Annotated in this window: 20 protein-coding genes and 1 tRNA gene; 11 read left to right on the forward strand and 10 right to left on the reverse strand. The window is 69.3% G+C overall.

Going from position 1 to position 22398, the window contains the following annotated elements; translation table 11 throughout:
- The first annotated feature begins 67 nt into the window (after positions 1-67).
- From ACOQOP_RS02010 to ACOQOP_RS02050, 9 genes are all read left to right on the forward strand, one after another.
- Positions 68-1708, forward strand: coding sequence for a hypothetical protein (locus ACOQOP_RS02010; RefSeq protein WP_420564644.1), 1641 nt, complete (start codon positions 68-70; stop codon positions 1706-1708).
- Positions 1709-1746: 38 nt separating this feature from the next.
- Positions 1747-2220 (forward strand): hypothetical protein, encoded by a 474-nt coding sequence (locus ACOQOP_RS02015; protein WP_420564645.1) that lies wholly within the window; start codon positions 1747-1749, stop codon positions 2218-2220.
- A gap of 39 nt (positions 2221-2259) precedes the next feature.
- The gene (locus tag ACOQOP_RS02020; RefSeq protein WP_420564646.1) at positions 2260-3414 is read left to right on the forward strand and encodes a hypothetical protein; all 1155 of its coding nucleotides are present in this window, start codon (positions 2260-2262) and stop codon (positions 3412-3414) included.
- A 95-nt stretch (positions 3415-3509) separates the two neighbouring features.
- A complete protein-coding gene (locus ACOQOP_RS02025; protein ID WP_420564647.1) occupies positions 3510-4427 on the forward strand; it encodes a LysR family transcriptional regulator in 918 nt (305 codons plus the stop codon).
- Positions 4428-4763: 336 nt separating this feature from the next.
- Positions 4764-5477, forward strand: coding sequence for a DUF1194 domain-containing protein (locus ACOQOP_RS02030; RefSeq protein ID WP_420564648.1), 714 nt, complete (start codon positions 4764-4766; stop codon positions 5475-5477).
- Entirely contained in the window at positions 5467-5706 is a 240-nt protein-coding gene (locus ACOQOP_RS02035) for a sulfurtransferase TusA family protein (protein ID WP_420564649.1), read from the forward strand. Before ACOQOP_RS02030 ends, ACOQOP_RS02035 begins: the two co-directional genes overlap by 11 nt.
- Before the next feature lie 73 nt (positions 5707-5779).
- Positions 5780-7504 (forward strand): dihydroxy-acid dehydratase, encoded by a 1725-nt coding sequence (locus ACOQOP_RS02040; RefSeq protein WP_420564650.1) that lies wholly within the window; start codon positions 5780-5782, stop codon positions 7502-7504.
- 30 nt (positions 7505-7534) lie between these two features.
- Positions 7535-7999, forward strand: coding sequence for a DUF3237 domain-containing protein (locus tag ACOQOP_RS02045; protein ID WP_420564651.1), 465 nt, complete (start codon positions 7535-7537; stop codon positions 7997-7999).
- Positions 8000-8094: 95 nt separating this feature from the next.
- Positions 8095-9498, forward strand: coding sequence for an amidase (locus ACOQOP_RS02050; RefSeq protein ID WP_420564652.1), 1404 nt, complete (start codon positions 8095-8097; stop codon positions 9496-9498).
- Here the strand turns inward: ACOQOP_RS02050 and ACOQOP_RS02055 are convergent.
- From ACOQOP_RS02055 to ACOQOP_RS02070, 4 genes are read right to left on the reverse strand one after another with little or no spacing between them, the layout of a single operon-like run.
- Positions 9495-10208 (reverse strand): SDR family oxidoreductase, encoded by a 714-nt coding sequence (locus ACOQOP_RS02055; RefSeq protein WP_420564653.1) that lies wholly within the window; start codon positions 10206-10208, stop codon positions 9495-9497. The genes ACOQOP_RS02050 and ACOQOP_RS02055 overlap by 4 nt on opposite strands.
- 46 nt (positions 10209-10254) lie before the next feature.
- Positions 10255-11382: an ABC transporter permease gene (locus ACOQOP_RS02060; protein WP_420564654.1), complete on the reverse strand. Its 1128-nt coding sequence runs from the start codon at positions 11380-11382 to the stop codon at positions 10255-10257.
- 1 nt (position 11383) lies between these two features.
- Positions 11384-14140 carry a ribosome-associated ATPase/putative transporter RbbA gene (gene rbbA / locus ACOQOP_RS02065; RefSeq protein WP_420564655.1) on the reverse strand — a complete coding sequence of 919 codons (2757 nt, stop codon included), beginning with the start codon at positions 14138-14140 and terminating at the stop codon, positions 11384-11386.
- Complete coding sequence (locus ACOQOP_RS02070; protein WP_420564656.1) at positions 14130-15113, reverse strand: HlyD family secretion protein; 984 nt, start codon at positions 15111-15113, stop codon at positions 14130-14132. Before ACOQOP_RS02070 ends, rbbA begins: the two co-directional genes overlap by 11 nt.
- A gap of 204 nt (positions 15114-15317) precedes the next feature.
- Between ACOQOP_RS02070 and ACOQOP_RS02075 the strand changes: the two genes are divergently transcribed.
- A complete protein-coding gene (locus ACOQOP_RS02075) occupies positions 15318-15650 on the forward strand; it encodes a hypothetical protein (protein WP_420564657.1) in 333 nt (110 codons plus the stop codon).
- A gap of 17 nt (positions 15651-15667) precedes the next feature.
- A complete protein-coding gene (locus ACOQOP_RS02080; RefSeq protein WP_420564658.1) occupies positions 15668-17257 on the forward strand; it encodes an MBL fold metallo-hydrolase in 1590 nt (529 codons plus the stop codon).
- Positions 17258-17266: 9 nt separating this feature from the next.
- Here ACOQOP_RS02080 and ACOQOP_RS02085 read toward each other — a convergent pair whose 3' ends face one another.
- The 6 genes from ACOQOP_RS02085 to ACOQOP_RS02110 all read right to left on the reverse strand — a co-directional run bounded on the left by ACOQOP_RS02085 (position 17267) and on the right by ACOQOP_RS02110 (position 22391).
- Positions 17267-18301, reverse strand: coding sequence for a TerC family protein (locus ACOQOP_RS02085; RefSeq protein ID WP_420564659.1), 1035 nt, complete (start codon positions 18299-18301; stop codon positions 17267-17269).
- Between the two features lie 97 nt (positions 18302-18398).
- The gene (locus tag ACOQOP_RS02090) at positions 18399-18728 is read right to left on the reverse strand and encodes a hypothetical protein (protein WP_420564660.1); all 330 of its coding nucleotides are present in this window, start codon (positions 18726-18728) and stop codon (positions 18399-18401) included.
- Between the two features lie 225 nt (positions 18729-18953).
- Positions 18954-19038, reverse strand: a tRNA-Leu gene (locus tag ACOQOP_RS02095).
- A gap of 27 nt (positions 19039-19065) precedes the next feature.
- Complete coding sequence (locus tag ACOQOP_RS02100; protein WP_420564661.1) at positions 19066-19860, reverse strand: alpha/beta hydrolase; 795 nt, start codon at positions 19858-19860, stop codon at positions 19066-19068.
- Between the two features lie 92 nt (positions 19861-19952).
- Positions 19953-20894, reverse strand: a complete 942-nt coding sequence (locus tag ACOQOP_RS02105) for a branched-chain amino acid transaminase (protein ID WP_420564662.1) — start codon at positions 20892-20894, stop codon at positions 19953-19955.
- Positions 20895-21023: 129 nt separating this feature from the next.
- On the reverse strand, positions 21024-22391 hold the full coding sequence (locus ACOQOP_RS02110; protein ID WP_420564663.1) for a hypothetical protein: 1368 nt from the start codon (positions 22389-22391) through the stop codon (positions 21024-21026).
- Positions 22392-22398: the final 7 nt, after the last annotated feature.

Consider the following 22398-nt stretch of genomic DNA (forward strand, 5'->3'; position numbering starts at 1 on the left):
AAATGCCGGCGGGCTTCTTTAGAGTTGCTGTCGCGGCTTCCGCCCATGCTCTGTTCAGGATCCCGGAATGGACGGCATCTCGACCGAACGCGCGTTGCTCGAAGGCTCGATCAGCCCGGCGCTGGAGGCCGCCTTCCGCACCGTCGCCGATGCCGATCTGGGCGGGGGGCCGAAATACGCTCCGAATGTCATGCGGGCCCTGTCGCGGACCGTCGCCGCCCGCGCCTATGGCAAGCCGATGCTGGAACTCTGCCATCTGCTGCGGGTGGCAGACGCGGTCGGAGGGCGGCACGGCTGGCCCGCGCTGTTCTTCGGAGTCCAGGTGGCGCGCGGCCACGCTTTCCGCGCGCAGATCCAAGAGGGCTGCCGGCACTGCGCCGCGTTCGATCAGGATTTTAGTCTGAAGCCCGACGGCGTCACGATCGTCTATCCCGATGCGCCCTTCACCGTGAATTACGGGCGCATGGGCTTTCTTGCCGCCCTGCTGGAATTGATGGTCACCGCCCTGGGTTACCGGGCGGTCGATGGCGAGATCCGTGCCTGGCTCGACGCACCGTTCGAGGCCCGCCGCGCCACGACCCATGCCAACGCCCTGTCCCGGCTGTTCTACGACCATCTCAAGGATCACCTGTCCACCGCCCAGAGCCTGCGGGTGTTCGGCCGGCTGATCGCCTTCCTGGAGGACAGCCGCGGCGCCGGTTTCGGGCTCGACGATCTCGACGACCGGGCGGTGTTCGACTACTGGCACGCCACGGTCACCGCGAATGAGGACGATGCGACCGAGTTGCGAGGGTTCCGCGTGGTGACCGAGCGGGTCGGCATGCTGCGCACCGCCCTGCAGGCCGCCTTCGAGCGCCACGCCATCGACAGCGCGAAATCCGTCGGCACGGACCGAGCGGCGGGGGAGGTCGATCCGGGAACGGTGCTCGCGTTGCTGGAGGTGCATGACGGCGAGGCCGACGAACTCCGCGCCCTGCAGAGCGAGCCGGCGGCCACGGTGAAGTTCCTGACCCGGCGGGAGATCGTCGAGCTGGACCTGATCGTCCGGCTGGGCTCCCATGCCGGGATCCTGGCGCTGTCGGTCCTGCGGGCGGCCACCTTCGGCGCGCTGCAGTCGCGGCTCAGCCAGGCGCTGCGCCGTCATGCGCCCAGGGGCGAGGTGGCGGGGCTGATCGATCTGGCGGGCTGCGAGGCCTATGACCAGCGGATCGGCCAGTGGCGGATTCTGGAGGGGCGCCTGGAACGGATGGCTCTGGCCGCCCTGGCGGTGCTGGTGGAAGCGGATCGGGCGGAAGCCGCGATGGAGGTGCTGGCCCGGCTGCCGGCCGCCGATCTGAGCGGTCTGCGCGACCGCCTGCCCAGCGAGGCGGACGGTTCCAACGTCATCGCGCTGCGGCCGGGCGGCGTGGCGGGCATGGTGGCGGCCCTGGCCGATCCCAAGGTCGTCGGCCCGGAGGTTGCGGGCCTGATCGGCGAGGCGCGTCGGGCCCTGCGGGGAGTCGGGCGCTCCGGCTTCGCACCTGAGGACCGGCGGTCGGTCACCGCGGTCAACGGGATGGCGGCCGGCGCCCCGCTGGTCCGTCGCCTGCTGGTCCGGCTTCAGAATGTCCGCACCGCCGCCGAAGCGCGGCTGCGCGACGATAGCTTCGACCAGGACGCCGTCCGCTTCCGCGCCGGATTCAGGGCTCTCTACGGCGGTGCCGCATGACCGACCGGTGGCGGGATCTGGATCCATCCGGGCGGTAGGTGGCGCGGACGATCTTCTCGGCCCTGGAGACGGCGCGCGGCCTGACGGATTCCGGCGCGCGCCCCCGGCCTTCGGTTTCGGCCATCTGGTCGGCCCTGATGACGGGGCGCCCGCTGCCCGGTGGGATCGTGCCCGACGCCGAGCTGGACGCGCTGCTGACCGATGCGGCGGCGGTCGCCTTCCCCCGGCAGGCCGCGGCAGCCTCCGCGCCGACCGGCATCGACCGCCGGGCCGACGGCGCCCGGGTCCGGGTGATTCCCTCCAGGGGGGAGGCCGGACAGAGTTACCTGGCCATTTCCTTCGACGATCCCGCCCTCTCGGTTGGCCGCCTGATCGCCGTCCATGACGGGGCGGAGCCGCTGGAGATCGCCCTGCCGGCTCCGGTTGCGGGCACGGTGCAGATCCTGGTCGACAATTCGGATCCGATCCTGGTGGCACTCGCGGATACCGATGCCCGCCTTTATCTCGTTTGACCGCCCCGTCGCATGGAACCGGCGGCGGGATCGTGCGGCATGAGGGGGCGCCTGCGGGTGGTCGTCGCCACCACTGACGGGCCGAGCACGGTGCGGCGGATCACGGTCGAGGATCCGGAGCTCCGGTCGGTGGTCTGCCTCGCCGGAACGGCGACCGCCCTGCCGATCTCGGCCGAGTACGACGCCTTCGTGCGGCGGCCGACCGGGGTGGTGGAACGGGATATCGGTCATCGGGTGTTCCGGGTGGATGTGGATCGCCCGATCGACGAAGGGCGGAGCTGGCAGCTCGGTCTCTACATCGCCCATCGGCTGAAGGCGGCAGGGCGTCTGGCCGAGGATGACGCCCCGGCGGACGGCATCGTCTGGGCGACGGGCACGGTGGATTCCGATCTGAAGGTCGGGCCGGTGGAGCGGGTGGCGGACAAGGCGCGCCGCTCCGCATCCGTCCTTGCCGCCGGCCCGCCGGTGCTGGCAGTGGCCGCCGCCGACCATGCCGACGATCTGCCGGCCGGGGTCGCTCCTTTGCCCGTGCGATCCGTCGGGGAGGTCCTGGCGCGTCTCGATCTGCCCGCACCGGCGGAGCGCAGTTGGCGCCGCAACGGTCTCCTCACCGCTCTGGTCCTGGGGGCGGTCGCGGTGGGTTGGGGGCTCTGGCAGGCGCCTTGGCCGCGCGAGGAGAGAGTGACGACCGTCCCGGCTGCAGCACCCGACGCCGCGCCATCCTTCGATCCGAGCCGGGTCGTCTTCGAGGTGCTGCAGTCCCGCCGGGTCGGCGAGACCTGCGGGCCGGCGGAACCGGCCGATCGGCAAACCGAGGGTCCGCGCGGCATCTGCGTAGTGGCGTTCCGGGCGGCCAATGGCGGCGCGGTGCCGGTCCATCTTTGGCTCTATGCCGCCGTTGAGGGGCCGGTGCGTGAATATGCCGCCCGCCTGCCTCTCACGGACCAGTCGGCGGCGGTCCTGGCCCCTGGAGAGGCTGCCGAGGTCAGGGTGAGGCCGCCCGACTGGGTGCGCCGCCCGGTCGACCTCCGCGGTCTGCTCGTCCTGGCCGAGACCGACCTGCCGCAGGTCGCCGAGGCCTTTGCCGGGATCGACCAGCTCTCCGGCAGCCAGATCGACGGGCTTGTCGCCGACTGGCGCGCTTGGGGGATCGAGGTCCGCGCCGTCTCCCATCGGGTGATCCCGGCACCCTGACCGTCCGGCCATCGCCCGTCACCATCCCTTGATCCTGCAAAGTGACCGGCCGATCATGGGGTTCGGCTTTGCAGATTTCGACCTGGGTGACTTCGATGTCCGGCGGCACGTCTGGCAGCATGAACTGGGATGACCTGCGCTATTTCCTCGCGGTTGCGGCGGAAGGCAGCCTGTCGGCGGCGGCGCGTACCCTGCGGGTCAACCCGGCGACGGTCAGCCGCCACGTGGACGCGCTGGAGGCCCGCTTCGAGGTGCGGCTGTTCGACCGGCGCCAGGACGGCTACGGACTGACCGAGGCGGGCGAGAAGCTGGCCGCCCGCGCCCGGGGCATCGAGACGGAGATGTTCGGGCTTGCCCGCGCCTTCGACGCCGAGGACCGGGGGCTGACCGGCACCGTGGCGGTGACCTCGACCGAATCCCTGATCGTCCCGTTCCTGATCCGCAACCTGCCGCTGCTGCAGGACCGCCATCCCGGTATCCGGCTGCAGGTCGTCAACGAGTACCGTTTTCTGAACCTGTCGCGCCGTGAAGCCGATGTCGCCATCCGCATGGCCCGGCCGGAACAGGGCGATCTGGTGATCCGCCGCATCGGCACACTCGGTTTCGGGCTCTACGCCTCGCCCGCCTACCTGGAAGCCCATGGCGCGCCCCAGGTGCCGGGCGACCTTTCCGGCCACGCGGTGATCGACTGGCTCGACGGCTTTCCGGAAAACGCGCCGGTGAGTTGGCTGCGGCAGCAGATGGGCGGACGGCCGCCGGCCTTCGCCACCAACCCGGCCAGCGCCCGCCTCGCCGCCGCCCGCGCCGGGATCGGCATCGCCCTGGTGCCCTGCATGGTCGGCGAGGAGGCCCGCGACGTGGTCCGCGTCCTGCCGGGCAGTGAGATCCCCGGGGTCGATCTCTGGCTGCTGGTGCATCGCGACCTGTCGAAGCTGGCGCGTATCCGCGCCGTGCTCGACTTCATCCATGAACGCGCCCAGGCCGATGCCGACCGCATCGCCGGCCGGACCTGATCCGGCCCGGACTTGATCCGGCCCGGCCCCGATCCGGCCCGACCCGGTGGCATTCCTCACGGCATTGCGAGTTGATCGATGCCAGACTGCCACTTTGAATTCCCGAAGTGCTGCCAGTTGCACATGCGACAGAGACCGTCGACCGGAGAGGCTGTGGATGTGATGTGGACAACTTCAGGGTTTTCGAATTTCAGGCCTTTAGCCAATTTAGCCGCATATTTTAAAGTGAATTTCGATCTGACTCCCTGGCCTGCGCGAAAGCGACCGTCTTGGCCCGTTGGCGGGTTCTTTGCCGCTTCGTCAATATCCACAGGCTTGACCGGGGTTTTTCTGTTTATGGGGCTGGTCTTAAGCCCGATCGCCCAGGCCCAGACGGCGGTCGATCTGGAACTGGTCTTCGCCTCCGACGGGTCGGGATCGATCGATGACGAGGAGCTGCGGTTCCAGCGCCAGGGCTATGCCACCGCACTCGCCGACGAGCGGGTCCAGGATGTCATCGCCGCCGGCCCGCTCGGCCGCATTGCCGTCGCCTTCGTCGAATGGGGCGCGCCGCAGAGCCAGCACACGATCGTCGATTGGACGATCATCGCCAGCCGCGAGGACGCGCTGGCCTGGGGGCAGCGGCTGCTGGCGGCGCCCCGGGCGGCCTATGGCTACAACTCGATCAGCGAGGCCATCGCCTATTCCGCCGACCTGATCCGCAGCAACGACATCGACGGCGCCCGCAAGGTGATCGACCTGTCGGGGGACGGACCGCAGATCGGCGGCCGGCCGCTCGCGCTCGTCCGCTCGATGACCGTGGCCGACGGCATCACCATCAACGGCCTGGTCGTCGCCAACCGCAACGTGCGCACCGGCCCGAGCGGCGAGCCGTTGGAGGAGCATTACGAGATGGACGTGATCGGCGGGCTCGGCGCCTTCGTCGTGGTGGCGACCGAAGAGAGGGGCTTTACCCAGACCGTGCTGGCGAAGATGGTGCGCGAGATCGCCGACGCCCGGCCGACGGGGGCGGCGACGCAATTTGCCCAGGACAAGGCGGATGAGCGCTGACGAACCGATCGCCAAGACCCTTGATGTGCAGGGACTGAAATGTCCGCTGCCGGTGCTGAAGGCGCGCAAGGCGATCGGCACGGTCGAGGTCGGCGAGCTGCTGGAGGTGCTGGTCACCGATCCGGCGGCGATGCTCGACTTCCGCCACTACGCCCGCCAGTCCGGCCATGAGCTGGTCTCGGCGGAAGAGGGCGCGGTCCTGCGCTTCGTCCTGCGCCGGACTAGCTGAGACAGGACGGCATTTCGGCGCCTTCCCAATCCGCACTCCCGGCGACTAAGGTGCGCGCGGGAGGAACCAAATAATGACCGATAATGAAACGCCCAAGGGCCTCGGACGCGGCCTGACCAACTACGGCGACAACGAATTCAGCCTTTACCTGCGGCGCTCCATGGCCTCGTCCATGGGCTACAGCCGCGAGATGCTGGACAAGCCGGTGGTCGGGATCTGCTCCTCGGGCAGCGGCTACAACAACTGCCACCGCCTGATGCCGGAGCTGGTCGAGGCGACCAAGCGCGGGGTGCTCGCCGCCGGCGGGCTGCCGATCGAGTTCCCGACGATCTCGCTGGGCGAAACCTTCCTGAACCCGACCTCCCTGATGTACCGCAACCTGATGAGCATGGACGTGGAGGAGATGATCCGCGCCCAGCCGATGGACGCGGTCGTGGTGATCGGCGGCTGCGACAAGACCCTGCCGGCCCAGCTCATGGGGGCCGCCAACGCCGAAGTCCCGGTCGTGTACTGCGCCGTCGGCCCGATGCTGACCTCGCCCTATGACGGCGAGCGCCTGGGCGCCTGCACCGACTGCCGCCGGTTCTGGGGCAAGTACCGCGCCGGCGAGGTGTCGGACGAGGGCATCAAGCGGATCGAGGGCAGCCTCGCCACCACCGCCGGCACCTGCGCGGTGATGGGCACGGCCAGCACCATGGCCTGCATCGCCGAGGCGCTGGGCATGACCCTGCCGGGTACGGCCTCCATTCCCGCCGTCCATGCCGACCGGCTGCGCGCCGCCGAGGCGTCGGGCGCCCGCGCCATGCAACTCGCCCTGGCCAAGGGCGAAGAGCGGCTGCTGCCGCGCGACATCATCACGCCGAAATCGGTGGAGAACGCCCTGCGCGTGCTGCTCGCCATCGGCGGGTCGACCAACGCCATAGTCCACCTGACCGCCATCGCCGGCCGGCTCGGCATCCCGGTCGACCTGAACCGGTTGAACGCGATGTCGGACGAGACCCCGGTGCTGGTCGACCTGAAGCCGACCGGCGCCCATTACATGGAGGACCTGTTCGCCGCCGGCGGGCTGGTCGGCGTGCTGCACGCCCTGCGCCCACTGCTGCATCTGGATACGGTCAGCGTCACCGGCGAGACCCTGGAAGAGCGGCTGGACGCGGACAAGACCTGGATCGACCACGAGATCGTCGCCACCTTCGACAAGCCGTATCAGGACAAGGGCGGTCTGGTCGCCCTGTTCGGCTCGCTGGCCCCGCGCGGCGCGATCCTGAAGCGGTCGGCCGCCGACCCGACCCTGTTCGAGAAGGAAGGCCGGGCGGTGGTGTTCTCCAGCCTCGCCGACCTCGCCGCCCGGATCGACGACCCGGATCTGGACGTCAACGCCGACGACTTCCTGGTGCTGCAAAATGCCGGCCCGAAGAGCCCGGCGGCGATGCCGGAGGCGGGCTACCTGCCGATCCCGAAGAAGCTGGCCCGTGCCGGGGTGAAGGACATGGTCCGCATCTCCGACGCGCGGATGAGCGGCACGGCCTTCGGCACCATCGTCCTGCACGTCACGCCGGAGGCCGCCGATGGCGGCCCGCTGGGCATCGTGCGCACGGGAGACCGCATCGGGATTTCCGTCGAGAACCGCTCCATCGACCTGCTGGTGGACGACGCGGAGATCGCCCGGCGGCTGGAGGAGGTGAAGCCGGAAGGCATCCAGCCGACCCACAAGCGCGGCTACCGGAACCTCTACATGAACTCGGTCACCCAGGCCGACCAGGGCGTCGATTTCGACTTCCTGATGTGGAAGGACTGACAAGAAACGTTCCCAAGGGAGACACCCCGCATGTCCGAGATCCAGACCGAATTCGTCATGGAGCTGAAGCTCAACGTCGAGATGCCGCTGGTGGCGATCGGCAATACCCAATACGGCGACCGTCGCATTGCCCGGGTGACCGGCGGCACCTTCGAGGGACCGGCCCTGAAAGGCACCGTGCGCGACGGCGGCGGCGACTGGATCCTCAACCGGACCGACGGGGTGACCCAGCTCGACGTGCGGCTGACCATGGAGACAGAGGACGGCCACCGCATCTACATGACCTACAAGGGCCTGCGCCACGGCCCCAAGGAGGTCATGGACCGGCTCGCCGCCGGCCAGCCGGTCGATCCCTCGGAGCTGTATTTCCGCACCGCTCCGTTCTTCGAGACCGCCGCCGACGGCCCCTATGCCTGGCTGAACAAGGCGGTCTTCGTCTCCACCGGCGACCGCAAGCCGGAAGGGCCGGTCTACCGGGTGTTCAAGGTTCTCTGAGCATCAGGCAGTGCGTGCATTGATCTTCGGCTGACGGCTTGCCAAGCTGGCGGGACCCACCTCGTTACCCTTCCCCGCCAGACTTGGAGATCGCCATGACCGGTGCGACGCGCTATGACCCCAGGCAGTTCAAGGCCCTGACCTGGTTCGACGCGACCGCCGCCTTCGCAGCGGGGAGCGACACCCCGCGCGATTACCTGGAGCGCTGCCTGGAGGCGGTGGACGCGCGCGAGCCGGTGGTCCAGGCCTTCGCCGCGCTGAACCGGGAGACCGCCCGCGCCGCCGCCGATGCCAGCACCAAGCGCTGGAAAGAGGGCAAGCCGCTCTCCCCCATCGACGGCATGCCGGTGGGCATCAAGGACCTGCTGGAAACCAAGGACATGCCCACGCAGCTCGGCTGCGAGGCGATGAAGGGGAACTTCCCGAAGAACGACAACGCCGCCGTCTGGGCGCTGCGCCAGACCGGGGCGGTGATCTTCGGCAAGACCGTGACGGCGGAGCTGGGCGGCAACCATCCAGGGCCGACCACCAACCCGTTCGACCCGGCCCGCACGCCGGGCGGCTCGTCCTCCGGCTCCGCGGCGGCGGTGGCGGCCGGGTTCATGCCGGCGGCCATGGGGTCCCAGGTGGGCGGCTCGATCATCCGGCCGGCGGCGTTCTGCGGCAACTTCGCCCTGAAGCCGAGCCAGGGCGGCATCCACCGCGGCGAGCGCCAGGCCACCTCCATGAGCACCCACGGCCCCCATGCCGGCTCGATCGAGGACATGTGGCAGGTCGCCATCGAGGTGGCGAGCCGCTGTGGCGGCGACCCGGGCCGCGCCGGCATCCAGGGCCCGAAGACGACCCCCGTTCCGGTCAAACCGAACCGTCTGATCCTGCTGGAAAGCGACGGCTGGGCCCGCACCGATGCCGACAGCCACCGGGCAATGGCGGAGCTGCTCGACAGCCTGCAGGCCGCCGGGGTGGAGATCCTGCGCCGGGGCGACCACCCCCTGATCGAGGCCCTGGAGCGCGCCCTGGTCGGGGCCGGCGACCTCGCCAACACCATCACCGCCTGGGAGAACCGCTGGACCCTGCGCAACCTGATCGACACCAAGGGCGAGGGGGTGAGCGAGCGGATCAAGGGACGGGTCGCCTCGGTGGAGGCGCTGAGCCCGGACGACTACCGCCACCTGCTGCTGCGCCGCGAGCAGATGCGTGCGGCCTGGCGGGCGCTCGCCCCGCTGGCCGACGCCTTGCTGACCTTCTCCTGCCCGGGGCCGGCGCCGCTGTGGCCGGGCGACGTGCCGGGCCAGCCGCTGGCCAAGCAGCCGACCGGCGACGCGGTGTTCAACACGCCGAGCTCCCTCGCCGGGGCGCCGGCGGTGACCATGCCGATGCTGGCGGTGAACGGCCTGCCGGTCGGCGTCCAGGTGATGGGCCAGGACGGCGACGACGCCCGCATGACCGGCATCGCCCGCTGGATCAGCAGCAGCATCGCGCCGGTGATCGTCGGCTAGAACCCCACGGTCTCGCCCTTCTGATCCACCAGCTCGCCGCTGCGCGCGGCCGTCAGCCCGTCGATCATGGTGAGCAGGTCGGCCGCCGCCACCTCCGGCGGTCGCACGTCCAACCCGGCCTTGGCGAAGGGGGCGGAGAGCGGGGTGTCGACCGTGCCCGGATGCAGGGCGACGCAGACTGCCTCGCGATGGGTGCGCCGCAGCTCGATCGCCGCACAGCGCACGAGCTGGTTCAGCGCCGCCTTCGACGCCCGATAGGCGTACCAGCCGCCGATCCGGTTGTCGGAGATCGAGCCGACCCGCGCCGAGAGGGTGGCGAAGACCGCCTTGCCCTCGCGCGGCAGCAGGGGCAGCAGATGCTTCATCAGCAGGGCCGGGCCCGTGGCGTTGAGCGCGAAGGCGCGCGCCAGATGGTCCGGGTCGAGCTCGCGCCAGGATTTTTCCGGCCGATGGTCCTCGTCATGCAGGAAGCCGGTGGCGTCCAGGATCAGCCGGGGCGGAGTGCCGTGGTCGGCGATATGGTCGGCGGCGGCCCGGATGGAGGCTTCGTCCAGCAGGTCCAGCGGCGGGTCACCCCGGCGCGACAGGCCGATCACGTCCGAGAACCGTCCGGACTCCCGCAAAGCGGAGAACAGGGCGGCGCCGATCCCGCCGCTGGCGCCGATGACGACGGCAAGGGCGGGGGAGGGGAAGGAGGAAAGCTCGGTCATGCGGCGACGAAGATGGAGGCCGGCCTCCGGCCGTCAAGCGCTTGTTCTACCGGGCAGCGGCGATGGTGGCGCGGAACCGGATCAGGGCCAGGGCGAAGAACGCGCCGCCGATCGCCGCGACCGCCAGCATCTCCGGCCAGACGATCTCGATCCCGGCATCCCGGTAGAGCACGGCCTGGGCGAACTTCACGAAATGGGTGGCGGGCGAGACCAGCATGACCGAGCGCAGCGGCTCCGGCATGCTCTCCAGCGGCGTGGTCGCACCGGACAACAGGTTGAGGACGACAAAGACCGGGATCGACAGCAAGCCGAACTGGGGCATGGTCGTCGCGATGGTGGACAGCATGATGCCGAGCGAGGTGATGGCGAACAGGTAGACCGCCGATCCCGGGGCGAACAGCCAGAGCGCGCCCGCAACCGGCACGCCCAGGCCGATCCGGACCACGAGCGTCAGCGACAGGAGGGCCGCCACCAGGATCACCAGCCCGTTCGCCCAGATCTTTGCCAGCACGATCTCCGCCGGCCGCACCGGCATCGCCAGCAGGTGCTCCAGGGTCCCGTGCTCGCGCTCGCGGATCACGGCCGCTCCGGACAGGATCACCGCCAGGATGGTCAGGTTGTTGACGATCTGCATCACCGAGGTGAACCAGCTGGTGTCCAGGTTCGGGTTGAACTTCGACCGCACGGTCAGGGTGGCGGGCGCGGCTGCGATGACCTCCGCGCGGCCCAGAAAGTCGGCGACCTCGCTCTGGATGATGCTGTGGATGTAGCGGGTGCCGTTGCCGGCCAGGGTCATGGCGGTGGCATCGACGTTGAGCTGGATCGTCGGGGTGCGGCCTGCCAGGACGTCGGCCTCCAGTCCCGGCGGGATGTCGAGGGCGAAGGAGGCGCGGCCGCTGTCCAGCACCCGGTCCAGGGCGTCGAGCCCGATCAGCTCGGCCGGCCGGAAATGCGGTGGCAGCAGCGCCCCACGAATGCGCTCCGACAGGACCGAACGATCCTCGTCCACGATCGAGACGACCGCGTTGCGCAGTTCGGTCTGCTGGCCCTTCGCGACGGTGTAGATCGCGATGGTGAAGGTATAGGCGATCAGGGCGACGAGGACGAGGTCGCGGGACAGGCTGTACAGCTCCTTCACCCCGAGCCGGATCGTGTTCCTGAACAGCCGTGCCATCTCAATTCTCCTGCTTGCGCAGCAGCAGGGAGGCGGCGATCCAGTATGCGGCGACGAACGCCGCCAGGATGAGGTGGTTGGCGTAGAGCCGGTCGAGATCCAGGCCCTTGTTGAACACGCCCGTGGAGATGTTCTGGAAGTAGAGGGAGGGGAAGCCGTGGCCGATCGCCCGGGCGGCTCCCTCCAGGGTCGCCGCCGGGTACATCATCCCGGAGAAGTTCACCGCCGGGATCATGACGATGATCGCGGTGGCGAAGATCGCGGCGATCTGCGAGCGCACGAAGGTCGAGACCACCAGCCCGAAGGCGGTCGCGGCCGTGGTGTAGAGCAGGGCGCCGGCGACCAGGGCGAGCGGGCTTCCGGCGAAGGGCACGCCGAACAGCCCGAGCATCAGGCCGACCAGCAGGGCGACGCTCAGCATCGCCACGCCGATATAGGGAAGCTGCTTGCCGATCAGGAACTCGATGCGGCGGACCGGCGCGGCGTAGAAATTGGTGATCGACCCCAGCTCCTTCTCGCGCACCACGCCGAGGGCGGTGAGCATGGCCGGAATCATGATCAGCAGCATCATCAGCACGCCCGGCGCGATGGCGTAGCTCGACCGGAAGGCCTGGTTGTAGCGGAACCGGGTCTCGATGCCGACCGGGGCCGGCAAACCGGCGCTGCCGGTCTCGGTCATCGCGTGTTCCTGCAGATAGCCCTGGAAGGCGGCTTCCAGATAGCCGCGGATCGTCTCCGCCCGCACCGGGTTGGCGCCGTCCAGCCAGCCGCCCAGCTCGGGCGTGTGGCCGGCCAGCAGGTCGCGCCCGAACCCCGGCGGGACCACCACCGCCAGGGCGATGCGGCCGGCGCTCATCTGCCGGTCGAGATCGTCGAAGTCGCTCAGTTCCGGCGCTTCGGCGAAGTAGGGGGAGCTGGAGAGCTGGCGCAGGAACATGCGGCTTTCCCGCGAGCGGTCCTGGTCTAGGGCGGCGTAGGTCAGGCTGTCGACGTCGAAGGACACGCCGTAGCCCATGGCCAGCATCAGGATCAGCGGGCCGAGCAGGGCGAAGCTCAGCAGGATCGGGTCGCGGACCAGCTCCAGCGCCTCCCGCCGGGCGAAGGCCCAGCAGCGCCGCGGCGAGAACAGGGCGGCGGGCCGGGCCTCATGGATCAGGTCGGGGTCGGTCGGGGCCGGGGCGGTGTCCGGTTCCGGCTCGCCTGCCGGGCCTTCGGCCTGTTCAAGGTAGCGGATGAAGGCGTCCTCCAGCGTCGCGGCCCCCTTCCCCGTGCGCAGCGCCTCGGGCGCGCCGACCGCCAGGACTTTGCCGGCATGCATCAGGGACACCCGGTCGCAGCGGGTGACCTCCTCCATCAGGTGGGTGGAGATGAAGATCGTCACCCCGCCATTGCGCGACAGGTCGTAGAGCAGGTCCCAGAACCGGTCGCGGGCAATCGGATCGACCCCGCTGGTGGGCTCGTCCAGGATCAGCATGTCCGGCTCGTGCAGCATCGCGACGGCGAGCTGCAGCCGCTGGCGCACGCCGATGGGCAGCCTGTCCGGACGGGCGTGAGCGACCTCGCCGAGATCGAACTGCTCAAGGAGGTCCGCCACCCGCTGGCGTTTGCCGTCGGGCGTCAGCTCGAACAGGTCGGCATGAAGATCCAGATTCTGCCGTGTGGACAACTCGGCATAGAGCGAGAAGGACTGGGACATGTAGCCGACCCGCCGGCGCATGTCGTTGCCGAGCGCCGTCACCGGCGCGCCGAACACCCTGGCCTCCCCCTCGGTCGGCGCCAGCAGGCCGGTCAGCATCTTCATCGTCGTCGTCTTGCCGCAGCCGTTCGAGCCGAGAAAGCCGAAGATCTCGCCGGCCTCGATCCGGAAACTGACCCGGTCGACGGCGGTGAAGTCGCCGAACCGCTTCACCAGCCCCTCGGCCTCGATGGCCGGTGGCCCGTTGGCACTTTCTCGAGGTGGTGCCGCGACCGCCACCTTTGGTGCCCGACCGGAGGTCGGCAACAGGGCGACGAAGGCCTCGTCGAGGGTGGCGGTGCCGGTGGCCTCCTGGATCTCGCGCGCGGTCCCCTGGGCCAGGATCCGGCCATGGTCCAGGGCGACGATGCTGTCGAAGGTCTCCGCCTCCGACATCTGGGCGGTGGCGACCACTAGGCTCATGCCGGGGCGCCGCGCCCGGATCCGCTCGATCAGGCGCCAGAACTGGACACGGGACAGCGGATCGATGCCGGTGGTCGGCTCGTCCAGGATCATCAGGTCAGGGTCGTGCACCAGCGCGCAGCACAGGGAGAGCTTCTGCTTCATGCCGCCCGACAGCTTGCCGGCCGGCCGGTCGCGAAAGGCGGCGATGCCGGTGGCCTCCAGCAACTCGTCGATCCGCCGGGCGCGCTCGCGCTCCGACTGGCCGTAGAGCCGGGCGAAGAAATCGACATTCTCCGATACCGACAGGGTTGGATAGAGGTTCCGCCCGAGGCCCTGGGGCATGTAGGCGATCCGTCCGCTGACACGCGCCCGCTGGTCGGCCCGGGCGAGGTCCGCGCCCAGCACGGACACGCTGCCCTGCTGGATGCGGCGGATGCCGGCGATCAGGCCGAGCAGGGTCGACTTGCCCACCCCGTCGGGTCCGATCAGGCCGAGGCTCCGGCCGGGCAGGAGGGAGAGCGAGATATCCGCCAGCGCCTCGGTCGCCCCGTAGCGGTGCCACACCCCCTCCACCCGGACGCAGGGCGCCGGTTCGGCATGTGCCGGATCAGGAGCCATCGGGCAGCCGCACGGCAAAGGCCTCGGGCCAGGCCGTCTCCGGGTCGATACGGATATAGGCGACGCCCGGCACACCAGTCTTCACGATTTCCCGGTGGCGCTCCAGGATTTCCGGCGGGATCGTCACCTTGACCCGGAACATCAGCTTCTCGCGTTCGCTGGCGGTTTCCACATAGCGCGGGGTGAACTGCGCTTCGGAGGCGACGAAGGTCACCGAGGCGGGCACCACGAACTGCGGGGCCGCGTCGAACACGATCCGGGCCTCCGCCCCGTAGCGCAGGCGGCCGGCCGCGTCGGTCGGCAGATAGACGGTCATGTAGACGTCGGTGAGGTCGAGGAGCGAGATCACCCGGCCGCCGGCGGCGACGATCTCGCCCGTCTCCGCCAGACGGTACTGCACCCGGCCGGCACGCGGTGCCTTCAGGAAATGCTCCTCCCGGTCGGCGGCGATGCGCTGGACGGTGGCCTTGGCGGCTTCGATGGAGGCCCTGGCCCGGCCGATCCCGGCTTTGGCGGAGGCGACGGCGGCCACGGCGGTCGCATGGTCGGCCCGGCGCAAGTCGACGGTCTCGACGGCGGTGTGGCCGCGTTCGGCGAGCTGTTCGGCGCGCTGCAGTTCGCGCTCGGCGAAGACCCGCTCGCTCTCGCGCTGGGCCAGCAGGGCGTTCGCCTCGTTCAGGCTCTCCTCGGTCTGGCGGACGACCGCCTCCGCCTCGCGCAGCCGGGCCTCGACTTCGGCGGCATCCAGCACGGCGACGATCTGGCCGGCCTCGACCATCTCGCCCTCGCGCACCAGGACCGCGTCCAGCCGGCCGGAGAACTTGGCGGCGATGTCGATCCGCTCGGCCTCGGTCCGTCCGTTGGAACTGACCAGCCCGGCCGGCAGGCCGACGCCTTGCTGGCTATGCCAGTACCAGGCGGCCAGGGCCGCGGCGATGCCGAGAACGGCCAGAACAGGCAGGCTCTTTCTCATGGGCCGGACTTCCCGAAACGGTTTCGGCGTTCACTGTGGAGCTGAATCTATCAGGCCGGATGCATGGAGATATTGCGCTGCATCAAACCGCCCGCCCCGATCCACGGATCCGGATCGACCGGGACGCGGCTTTGACACACATCAATTCGCCGGGCGCGGGACCTGCTAGACTTGCGAAGGTTTGGGGTAATCGGAGGATCCGTCATGGTCATGTCTCTTCGCATCGTGCTTTTCGCGGCAGCAGCACTGCTGTTCGTCAGCCTGCCGGCCGCGGCCCAGCAGGCCGGTTCCGACGCCGGTCCGGCGGCCCAGAAGGTCATCGAGCAGGTCGAGAAGCAGCTCGACACGCCCTATGTCCTGACCACCGACCAGCTGGCCGCGATTGCCGGCGGCGCGCTGGTCGGGGCGATCGCCGCCGACCTGGTGTTCCACGGCGGTGTCGGCGCCCTGCTGGGCGCGGTCGCCGGCGGGGTGATCGGCAACTGGCTCTATCTCCCGTATGCATCAGCACCCACGACGGCACCGGGCGGGTCCTGACGGGCGGGTGGATCTAGGTGCAGCTTAGGTTTCACGGCGCGGCCCACTGCGTCACCGGCTCCTGCTACGAGATCGAGGCGGGGGGAGCCCGCATCCTGGTGGATTGCGGGCTGTTCCAGGGCTCGAAATCGGAGCGGGAGCTGAACTATGGGGACTTCCCGTTCGATCCTGCGGCGATCGACGCGGTCGTCCTGACCCATGCCCATATCGATCACAGCGGTCTGCTGCCGAAGCTGGTCAGGCAGGGCTTTTCCGGATCGATCCACGCCACCCGGGCGACGGTGGACCTGTGCTCGGTCATGTTGCCGGACTCCGCCCACATCCAGGAGGTCGAGGTCGACCGGCTCAACCACCGCAACGCCCAGCGTGGGCGGGATCCGGTCACGCCGATCTACACCCCGAAGGACGCCGTCGACTGCATGACCCTGTTCCGCCCGGCCGATTACGGGGACTGGGCGCCGGTCGCTGCCGGCATCCGGGCGCGGTTCTGGAACGCCGGGCATCTGCTGGGCTCGGCCTCGGTCGAACTGGAGGTGGCGCGGACCGCGGACCGGCCGCTCCGGCTCCTGTTCTCCGGCGATATCGGCCCCGGCTTCAAGCTGCTGCACCCCGATCCCCAGGGGCCGACCGAGGTCGATTACCTGATCTGCGAGTCGACCTATGGCGACCGGGAGCGGCCGACGATCTCGACCGATCAACGCCGCGCCCTGCTCGCCGAGGAGGTCCGCAAGGCGGCCGAGGCGAGCGGCCCGCTGATCATCCCGTCCTTCGCCGTGGAGCGGACCCAGGAGCTGCTGGTCGACCTTCACCTGCTGATGCAGTCGGGGGAGGTACCCTCGGCGCCGATCTTCGTGGACTCGCCGCTGGCGACCCGCGCCAGCGAGATCTTCGAGCGCCATGCCGACGAGATCGAGCAGGGGGACATCCTGCGCGCCGCCCTGAACGCCCGGCGCGTGCGCTTCACCGAGACGGTGGAGCAGAGCAAGGCGATCAACCGCTTCACCGGCTTCTTCGTGGTGATCGCCGCCAGCGGCATGTGCGAGGCCGGGCGGATCCGCCATCACCTGAAGGCGAACCTCTGGCGGCGCAATGCCACGGTCATGCTGGCCGGCTTCCAGGCCCAGGGTACCCTCGGCCGCATCCTGCTCGACGGGGCGCAGCGGGTACGCGTCCAGGGCGAGGAGATCGACGTCAAGGCGCGGATCTCGCTGTTCGACCTGTATTCCGGTCATGCCGACGCGAGCGAGCTGGTCGCCTGGATCGAGGGGCGCGGGCCGGTCGCGGGCACCATCTTCCTGACCCATGGCGAGGAGACCGGCCTCGCAGCCCTGCAGGCACGGCTTGAGGCCCGGCATCCCGACGCCCGGATCGCCGCCCCCCATCTGGACGATCTCTACGATCTGAACGGCGTCGGCACCCTTGTGGCCGAGGGCGGAAGGCCCCTTCGGCTGCCGCCGGAGAAGGTCGCCCGGCTGGACTGGCACAACGACCTGTCCAAGCTGCTGCTCGACGTCTCGGAGCGGGTCGATGCCGCCGCCGACGAGCGCGGCCGGGCGGCGATCATCCGCCGCCTGCGCCGCGCCCTGGAGGAGACGGGAGAGGCGTAGGCGCCGCCGTCACTCCTCCGCGGCTTCCGGCCGGGCGCGGGCCGGGCCCGGCATCGCGGGAACACCGGCCGTGTTCCTGGCCTCCCGCGCCGTCCTCCACAAGGAGACCGCGATCCCGCCCGCGAGCAGGCCGAGGGTGACCGACAGCGAGATCATCGGCGGCACTTTGGCGAGGCCCAGCATGTCGGCGACGAAGATCTTGGCGCCGATGAACACCAGGATCAGCGCCAGGGCGTATCGCAGATAGGCGAAGCGGTGGATCATCGCCGACAGGGCGAAGAACAGTGACCGCAGCCCCAGAATCGCGAAGATGTTCGAGGTGTAGACCACGTAGGGCTCCGTGGTGATCGCGAAGATCGCCGGGATCGAATCCACCGCGAAGACCACGTCGGCGAGCTCGACCATGACCAGGGTGAGGAACAGCGGGGTGACGAACAGCACCTCGTTGCCCGTGCGGTGGTCGGTGTGGCGCACGAAGAAGCGGTCGCCGTGGAGCCGCTGGGTCACCCGGAGGTGCCGGCGCAGGAAGATCAGCACCGGGTTGTGGGCGATGTCGTAGGTGATCTCCGAGGCGAACAGCATCTTCACCCCGGTGATCACCAGGAAGCCTGCGAACAGATACAGCACCCAGTCGAACTGGGTGACCGCCGCAGCACCGGCGACGATCATGATCCCACGCAGCACGATGACGCCGAGGATGCCCCAGAACAGCACCCGGTGCTGATGGATCCGCGGAATGCCGAAGAAACCGAAGATCATGGCGATGACGAAGATGTTGTCCATCGCCAGGCTCTGCTCGACCACGAAGCCGGTCAGGTAGTCCAGCGCGGCGTCGGAGCCGAGCCGGTGCCAGACCCAGCCGGAGAAGGCGACGCCCAGGCCGATATAGAAGGCGGAGAGCTTCAGGCTCTCGGCGATCCCGATCTCGTGGCTCCTGCGGTGCAGGACACCCAGGTCGAAGGCCAGCAGCGCGAGGACGAAGGTCAGGAAGGCAAGCCACATCCACAGCGGCTCGCCCATCACCTGGGCGAACAGAATGTCCATCGAAGGATACCTGCCGGTTTATGTCTGGATGGGGCGGGGGATCGCGAAAGAACCGGCGACTTTCGCGGACGGTGGCCCGGCCTTGGGGCGGTTGGCCTTAGAGCGGCATCGCCTGGGCGGGCGGGGTGCGCCGGGCCCGGGCCTCATGGCGCCGCCACAGCACCCTGGCCACGATGAAGAGGGCCAGTCCGATAGGTGTGGCGATCGCGATCTCGCGGAGCATGTGGGCGGACAGCGCCGCCTCGATCATGAAGGCGAAGCCGCAGGCCAGGAGACTGGTGATCAGGGTGCCGGCCAGGGCCGGTACCATGTAGTCGTCGTCGGAGCGCGTCGCCTTCGCGACGAACCGGTGTGCGAACACAAGCGCAAGGATCCCGCCGCCGAACAGCAGGATGCCGACGAGGAGTTCGACCCAGACGGAGGACATTGGAAAGACTTTCAACGGCTCAGGACAGGGACCGCCAGACGAGCCGCCACTGGTGGTTCGCTCTATCTGGGGAGCCCGGACCGTGCCCGGAATGGCGCCTCGGTCACTTTAGCGTTGCGCGTCCCTCAGACCGGGGCTGGTCGCCATGCAGAAATGCCGCTTCCCAAATGTCGCGGCAGGTGCAGTTGGCCGGTCGTCTGGTTCAAAGACCGAGATTGCCGAGAATGGTGGCCCCGGAGGGACTCGAACCCTCACGCCCGAAGGCTCGCGATTTTAAGTCGCGTGCGTCTACCAGTTCCGCCACGGGGCCGTATGCTGCGCTGGATCGGCTGTCTGTCTACAGCATATCCGTAACGCGGTTCCAGATCGCAGTGAACCACCCCTGCCACCCCGGTCCCAGCATCAGGTTGTGCGGAGCGTCGGGGAGCCGCAGGTGGTCGCCGCCGTAGAACCGGGCGATGGCCTCGTCCTGGCCCGGCGGGTGGCGGGCCGGGTCGTCGCGACCGCCCTCCACCACCAGGATCGGCAGTCCCGCCGGCAGGGCGGACGGGTCGACCGGGATGCGCAGGTCGTAGCGCTGGTTCAGAAGCCGCGGGCTCTCCGCGCTCAGGCGGGCGGCCATGGCCTCCAACTCGTCGGGAGCCAGATGCGGGGCGTAGCGCTCTCCCGCCTGGGCGGCGTTCAGAGCCGGGCACAGGGCATCCTCATCGACCAGGGGTACCTTGGCAGCCCCCGGCAGGTTGCCCGGCGGCGAGGGGCAGGCCAGCAGCAGGCCGGCGACCGGTCGCTGCAGGGCGGCCAGCACCACGATCAGCCCGCCCATGGAATGGCCGACCACGAGGGGCGGGGTGCCGATGGCGTCGATCGCCGCGACCACGTCGGCCGTCATCTCCTCAACTCCTGCGGTGCGGAAGGAGTCGTCCGGCTCCAGCCCGCCATGGCCGCGCATGTCCAGGGCATGGACGGCCCAGCCCTCGGCGGAAAGCCGGTCGATCCAGACCTCCCAGCACCAGGCCCCGTGATAGGCGCCGTGCACCAGCAGCACCGGCGGCCGGCCGTCGGCGGCCTGAGCGGCCGTCGAGTGCAGCCGGGCCGGGCCGAGCATGCGGACGGTCATGTCGGACAGGGTCACGGGATCCTCCAGGCTGGAGAAGAGGGCAGGCGGAAAATAAAAGCGCGACACCCGGAGGTGCCGCGCCTGTGTGCTCGGACGGTCGCCGGCTGTTACTCGGCCGCGTTGGCCTTGGCGGCACCATAGACCGGGGCGCGCCACTCCGGATGGGCGCCGGTCTTGCCGTGGCAGACGTCGAAATAGCGGTCCTGCAGCTTCTTGGTCAGCGGACCGACCTTGCCGGTGCCGACCGGGAGCTTGTCGATGGAGGTGATCGGGGTGACCTCCCAGGCGGTGCCGCAGAAGAACGCCTCGTCGGCGGCGACCAGCTCGGAGCGGTCGACATCGCGCTCGACCGCCGGGGTGCCCATCTCCTCCAGGAGCTGCAGCACCGTGCTGCGGGTGATGCTCTCCAGGATGTCGCTGGAAGTGTGCGGGGTGATCGGCACACCGTCGCGGACCATGAAGAAGCACATGCCCGGGCCCTCGGCGACCTTGCCGCGGCTGTTCAGCAGGATGGCGGTGTCGTAGTTGTCGGCATTGGCCTGCAGGGTGGCGAGGCGGCCGTTCTGGTAGTTGGCGTTGACTTTGGCGCGCATCGGCATGGCGTTGTCCGGCACCCGCATCCAGGAACTGACCTGGGCCGAGATGCCTTCGGTGATCTTCGCCGTGCGCGGCCGCTCCTGGGCGGTGATGGCCAGCTTGATCGGTCCGGTGACGTTCTGCCCGCCATGGCCGGCGACATAGGTCGTGGTCATGATGTGGACGTTCTCGCCTTGGATGCCGTTGGCGCGGATCAGCTCGATCGTCTTCTCGGTCACGTATTCCGGTGTGATGATCTCGTCATAGCGCATGAAGCGCTGGGAGAAGACCAGGCGCTGCATGTGCTCGGCCATGCGGAACAGGTACATCTCCTGCTCGTCGGCATTCCAGTAGCCGCGCACCCCCTCGAAGACGGCCGAGCCGAACTTGAACGCCGCGGTGTCGACGTGAACCGTGCCCTGGTCCCAGGGGACGATCTTGTCGTCCATGAACACATATTTGGGGGTCGCCATGATCTGGGGTCCTTTTGATCTTGGTGCGGCCGAGTATTGGCAGGGCCCTCCCAAGGAAACCCGGACACGGCGGAGCACTGGAGTGTGAGCGGCCAATTTATGCCCGTGGCCGGACGGCGGCAAGACGGCTCATTGACCCTGGAGTGCCGCCATTCCCTTCTCGCGGAGCTTGTCCGCCTTGTCGGAACCTTCGGTCAACTCGACAAGACGCACCGTGCAGAACAGGTCCACGGTCGACACCGTCGCGTCATTCGCCTCCAGGCGCTTCAGCAGATCCTTGGAACGGCTGTCCAGCTTCTCGCCGATCTGCTTCATGGCGGTGGCGATCTCGCCCTCCAGGCCGACATCGCCGGCGTATTGCTTGCACAGGCGCAGGGAGACGATCTGGTTCTCGATGGCCCGGAACCGCTCGCGGTTGCTGGTCTCGCCGTTCGATGGGTTGTCCAGCGCCTCGATCGCCGCCACCGTCTTCGGCGCCGCACCCGACACCACGGTCTCGCGGGCCAGCCGGCCGAGTTCGGCCTTCACCCGTTCGATCTGCCGGGCGACGCCGCGTCCGCCGCCATCGGCCGCCGCTGCCTCACGCTGCAGGTTCTTCAGCTCGTTGCCCAGAGCCCGGGCGACGGCCACAGGGTCTTCCTTCTTTTGCTCGGCCTCGGTGCGGATGTCGATGATCCGGTCTTCCTGCTGGCTGGCCACCGCCTCGCCGACCTGGTTCCCCATGGCCTGGATCAGCGCACCGGCCCCCTGTTCCACCAGCCGTTCGATCAGCCCGGGCAGCATGGCGGGCGACTGCAGCCGGGCCATCAGGGACAGCACGAGGATCGGCAGGCCGTCGCGGTTGATCGACGCCGTGCGGGTCAGGCAGGCGATGATCACCTTGAGGTCGGCGTTGTTGATGTCGGCGATCGGCGGCGGCGGCAGCGTGCGCCGCATCTCGGTCAGCGGATCGGCGACGGCGAGGGCGGTGACGATGTCGTCGAGCGAGGCCAGCACCTCGGGGCCGCCGAGCTTCTCCTGCAGCTTGGCGCGTCCGCCCTTCTCCTTCGAGCTGGCGTCCGACAGGCCCTTCAGCGCGGTGTGGCAGGCCGCCCAGAACGGCCGACCGGCTGCGTCCACCGCCTCGTCGTCGCTCGGGTCGAGATCCTTCAGCGAGGTCATGACCGGGGCCAGCCCGGCCTCGCCCAACATAGCCTCCGCCTCGGCCCAGATCGGCTTCAGGGCGCTGCGCGGGATCCGGCCGAGCGCCTTGCGCGGGGTGTTCGGATTGTACAGCAGGTCCTCGAAAGGCCGGCAGAACAGACGCATCGGGGTGAAGCGCCGGTCCGGCCGGGTCAGTCGCAGCCGCGGACGGATCTGGGTCAACATGGCGATGGAGGCGGCCTGCTGGGACGGCCGCAGCCGTCGCAGTTCCAGGGCGGTGACCAGCTTGTCGAACTCGACCTCCGGGATCTCGAAGACCTTGTTCGCCATCTTGTCGAGGGAGGTATCGCTCATGTCGCTC

Origin of the sequence: Thalassobaculum sp., from assembly GCF_965223715.1 — a bacterium.
GTDB lineage: Bacteria > Pseudomonadota > Alphaproteobacteria > Thalassobaculales > Thalassobaculaceae > Thalassobaculum.

Excerpts from the sequence above, each read along its gene's own strand:
- ACOQOP_RS02010 (WP_420564644.1), top strand. The coding sequence starts at position 68 with ATGGACGGCATCTCGACCGAACGCGCGTTGCTCGAAGGCTCGATCAGC.
- ACOQOP_RS02020 (WP_420564646.1), top strand. The coding sequence starts at position 2,260 with ATGAGGGGGCGCCTGCGGGTGGTCGTCGCCACCACTGACGGGCCGAGC.
- ACOQOP_RS02025 (WP_420564647.1), top strand. The coding sequence starts at position 3,510 with ATGTCCGGCGGCACGTCTGGCAGCATGAACTGGGATGACCTGCGCTAT.
- ACOQOP_RS02030 (WP_420564648.1), top strand. The coding sequence starts at position 4,764 with ATGGGGCTGGTCTTAAGCCCGATCGCCCAGGCCCAGACGGCGGTCGAT.
- ACOQOP_RS02035 (WP_420564649.1), top strand. The coding sequence starts at position 5,467 with ATGAGCGCTGACGAACCGATCGCCAAGACCCTTGATGTGCAGGGACTG.
- ACOQOP_RS02040 (WP_420564650.1), top strand. The coding sequence starts at position 5,780 with ATGACCGATAATGAAACGCCCAAGGGCCTCGGACGCGGCCTGACCAAC.
- ACOQOP_RS02045 (WP_420564651.1), top strand. The coding sequence starts at position 7,535 with ATGTCCGAGATCCAGACCGAATTCGTCATGGAGCTGAAGCTCAACGTC.
- ACOQOP_RS02050 (WP_420564652.1), top strand. The coding sequence starts at position 8,095 with ATGACCGGTGCGACGCGCTATGACCCCAGGCAGTTCAAGGCCCTGACC.
- ACOQOP_RS02055 (WP_420564653.1), bottom strand. The coding sequence starts at position 10,208 with ATGACCGAGCTTTCCTCCTTCCCCTCCCCCGCCCTTGCCGTCGTCATC.
- ACOQOP_RS02060 (WP_420564654.1), bottom strand. The coding sequence starts at position 11,382 with ATGGCACGGCTGTTCAGGAACACGATCCGGCTCGGGGTGAAGGAGCTG.
- rbbA (WP_420564655.1), bottom strand. The coding sequence starts at position 14,140 with ATGGCTCCTGATCCGGCACATGCCGAACCGGCGCCCTGCGTCCGGGTG.
- ACOQOP_RS02070 (WP_420564656.1), bottom strand. The coding sequence starts at position 15,113 with ATGAGAAAGAGCCTGCCTGTTCTGGCCGTTCTCGGCATCGCCGCGGCC.
- ACOQOP_RS02075 (WP_420564657.1), top strand. The coding sequence starts at position 15,318 with ATGGTCATGTCTCTTCGCATCGTGCTTTTCGCGGCAGCAGCACTGCTG.
- ACOQOP_RS02085 (WP_420564659.1), bottom strand. The coding sequence starts at position 18,301 with ATGGACATTCTGTTCGCCCAGGTGATGGGCGAGCCGCTGTGGATGTGG.
- ACOQOP_RS02090 (WP_420564660.1), bottom strand. The coding sequence starts at position 18,728 with ATGTCCTCCGTCTGGGTCGAACTCCTCGTCGGCATCCTGCTGTTCGGC.
- ACOQOP_RS02105 (WP_420564662.1), bottom strand. The coding sequence starts at position 20,894 with ATGGCGACCCCCAAATATGTGTTCATGGACGACAAGATCGTCCCCTGG.
- ACOQOP_RS02110 (WP_420564663.1), bottom strand. The coding sequence starts at position 22,391 with ATGAGCGATACCTCCCTCGACAAGATGGCGAACAAGGTCTTCGAGATC.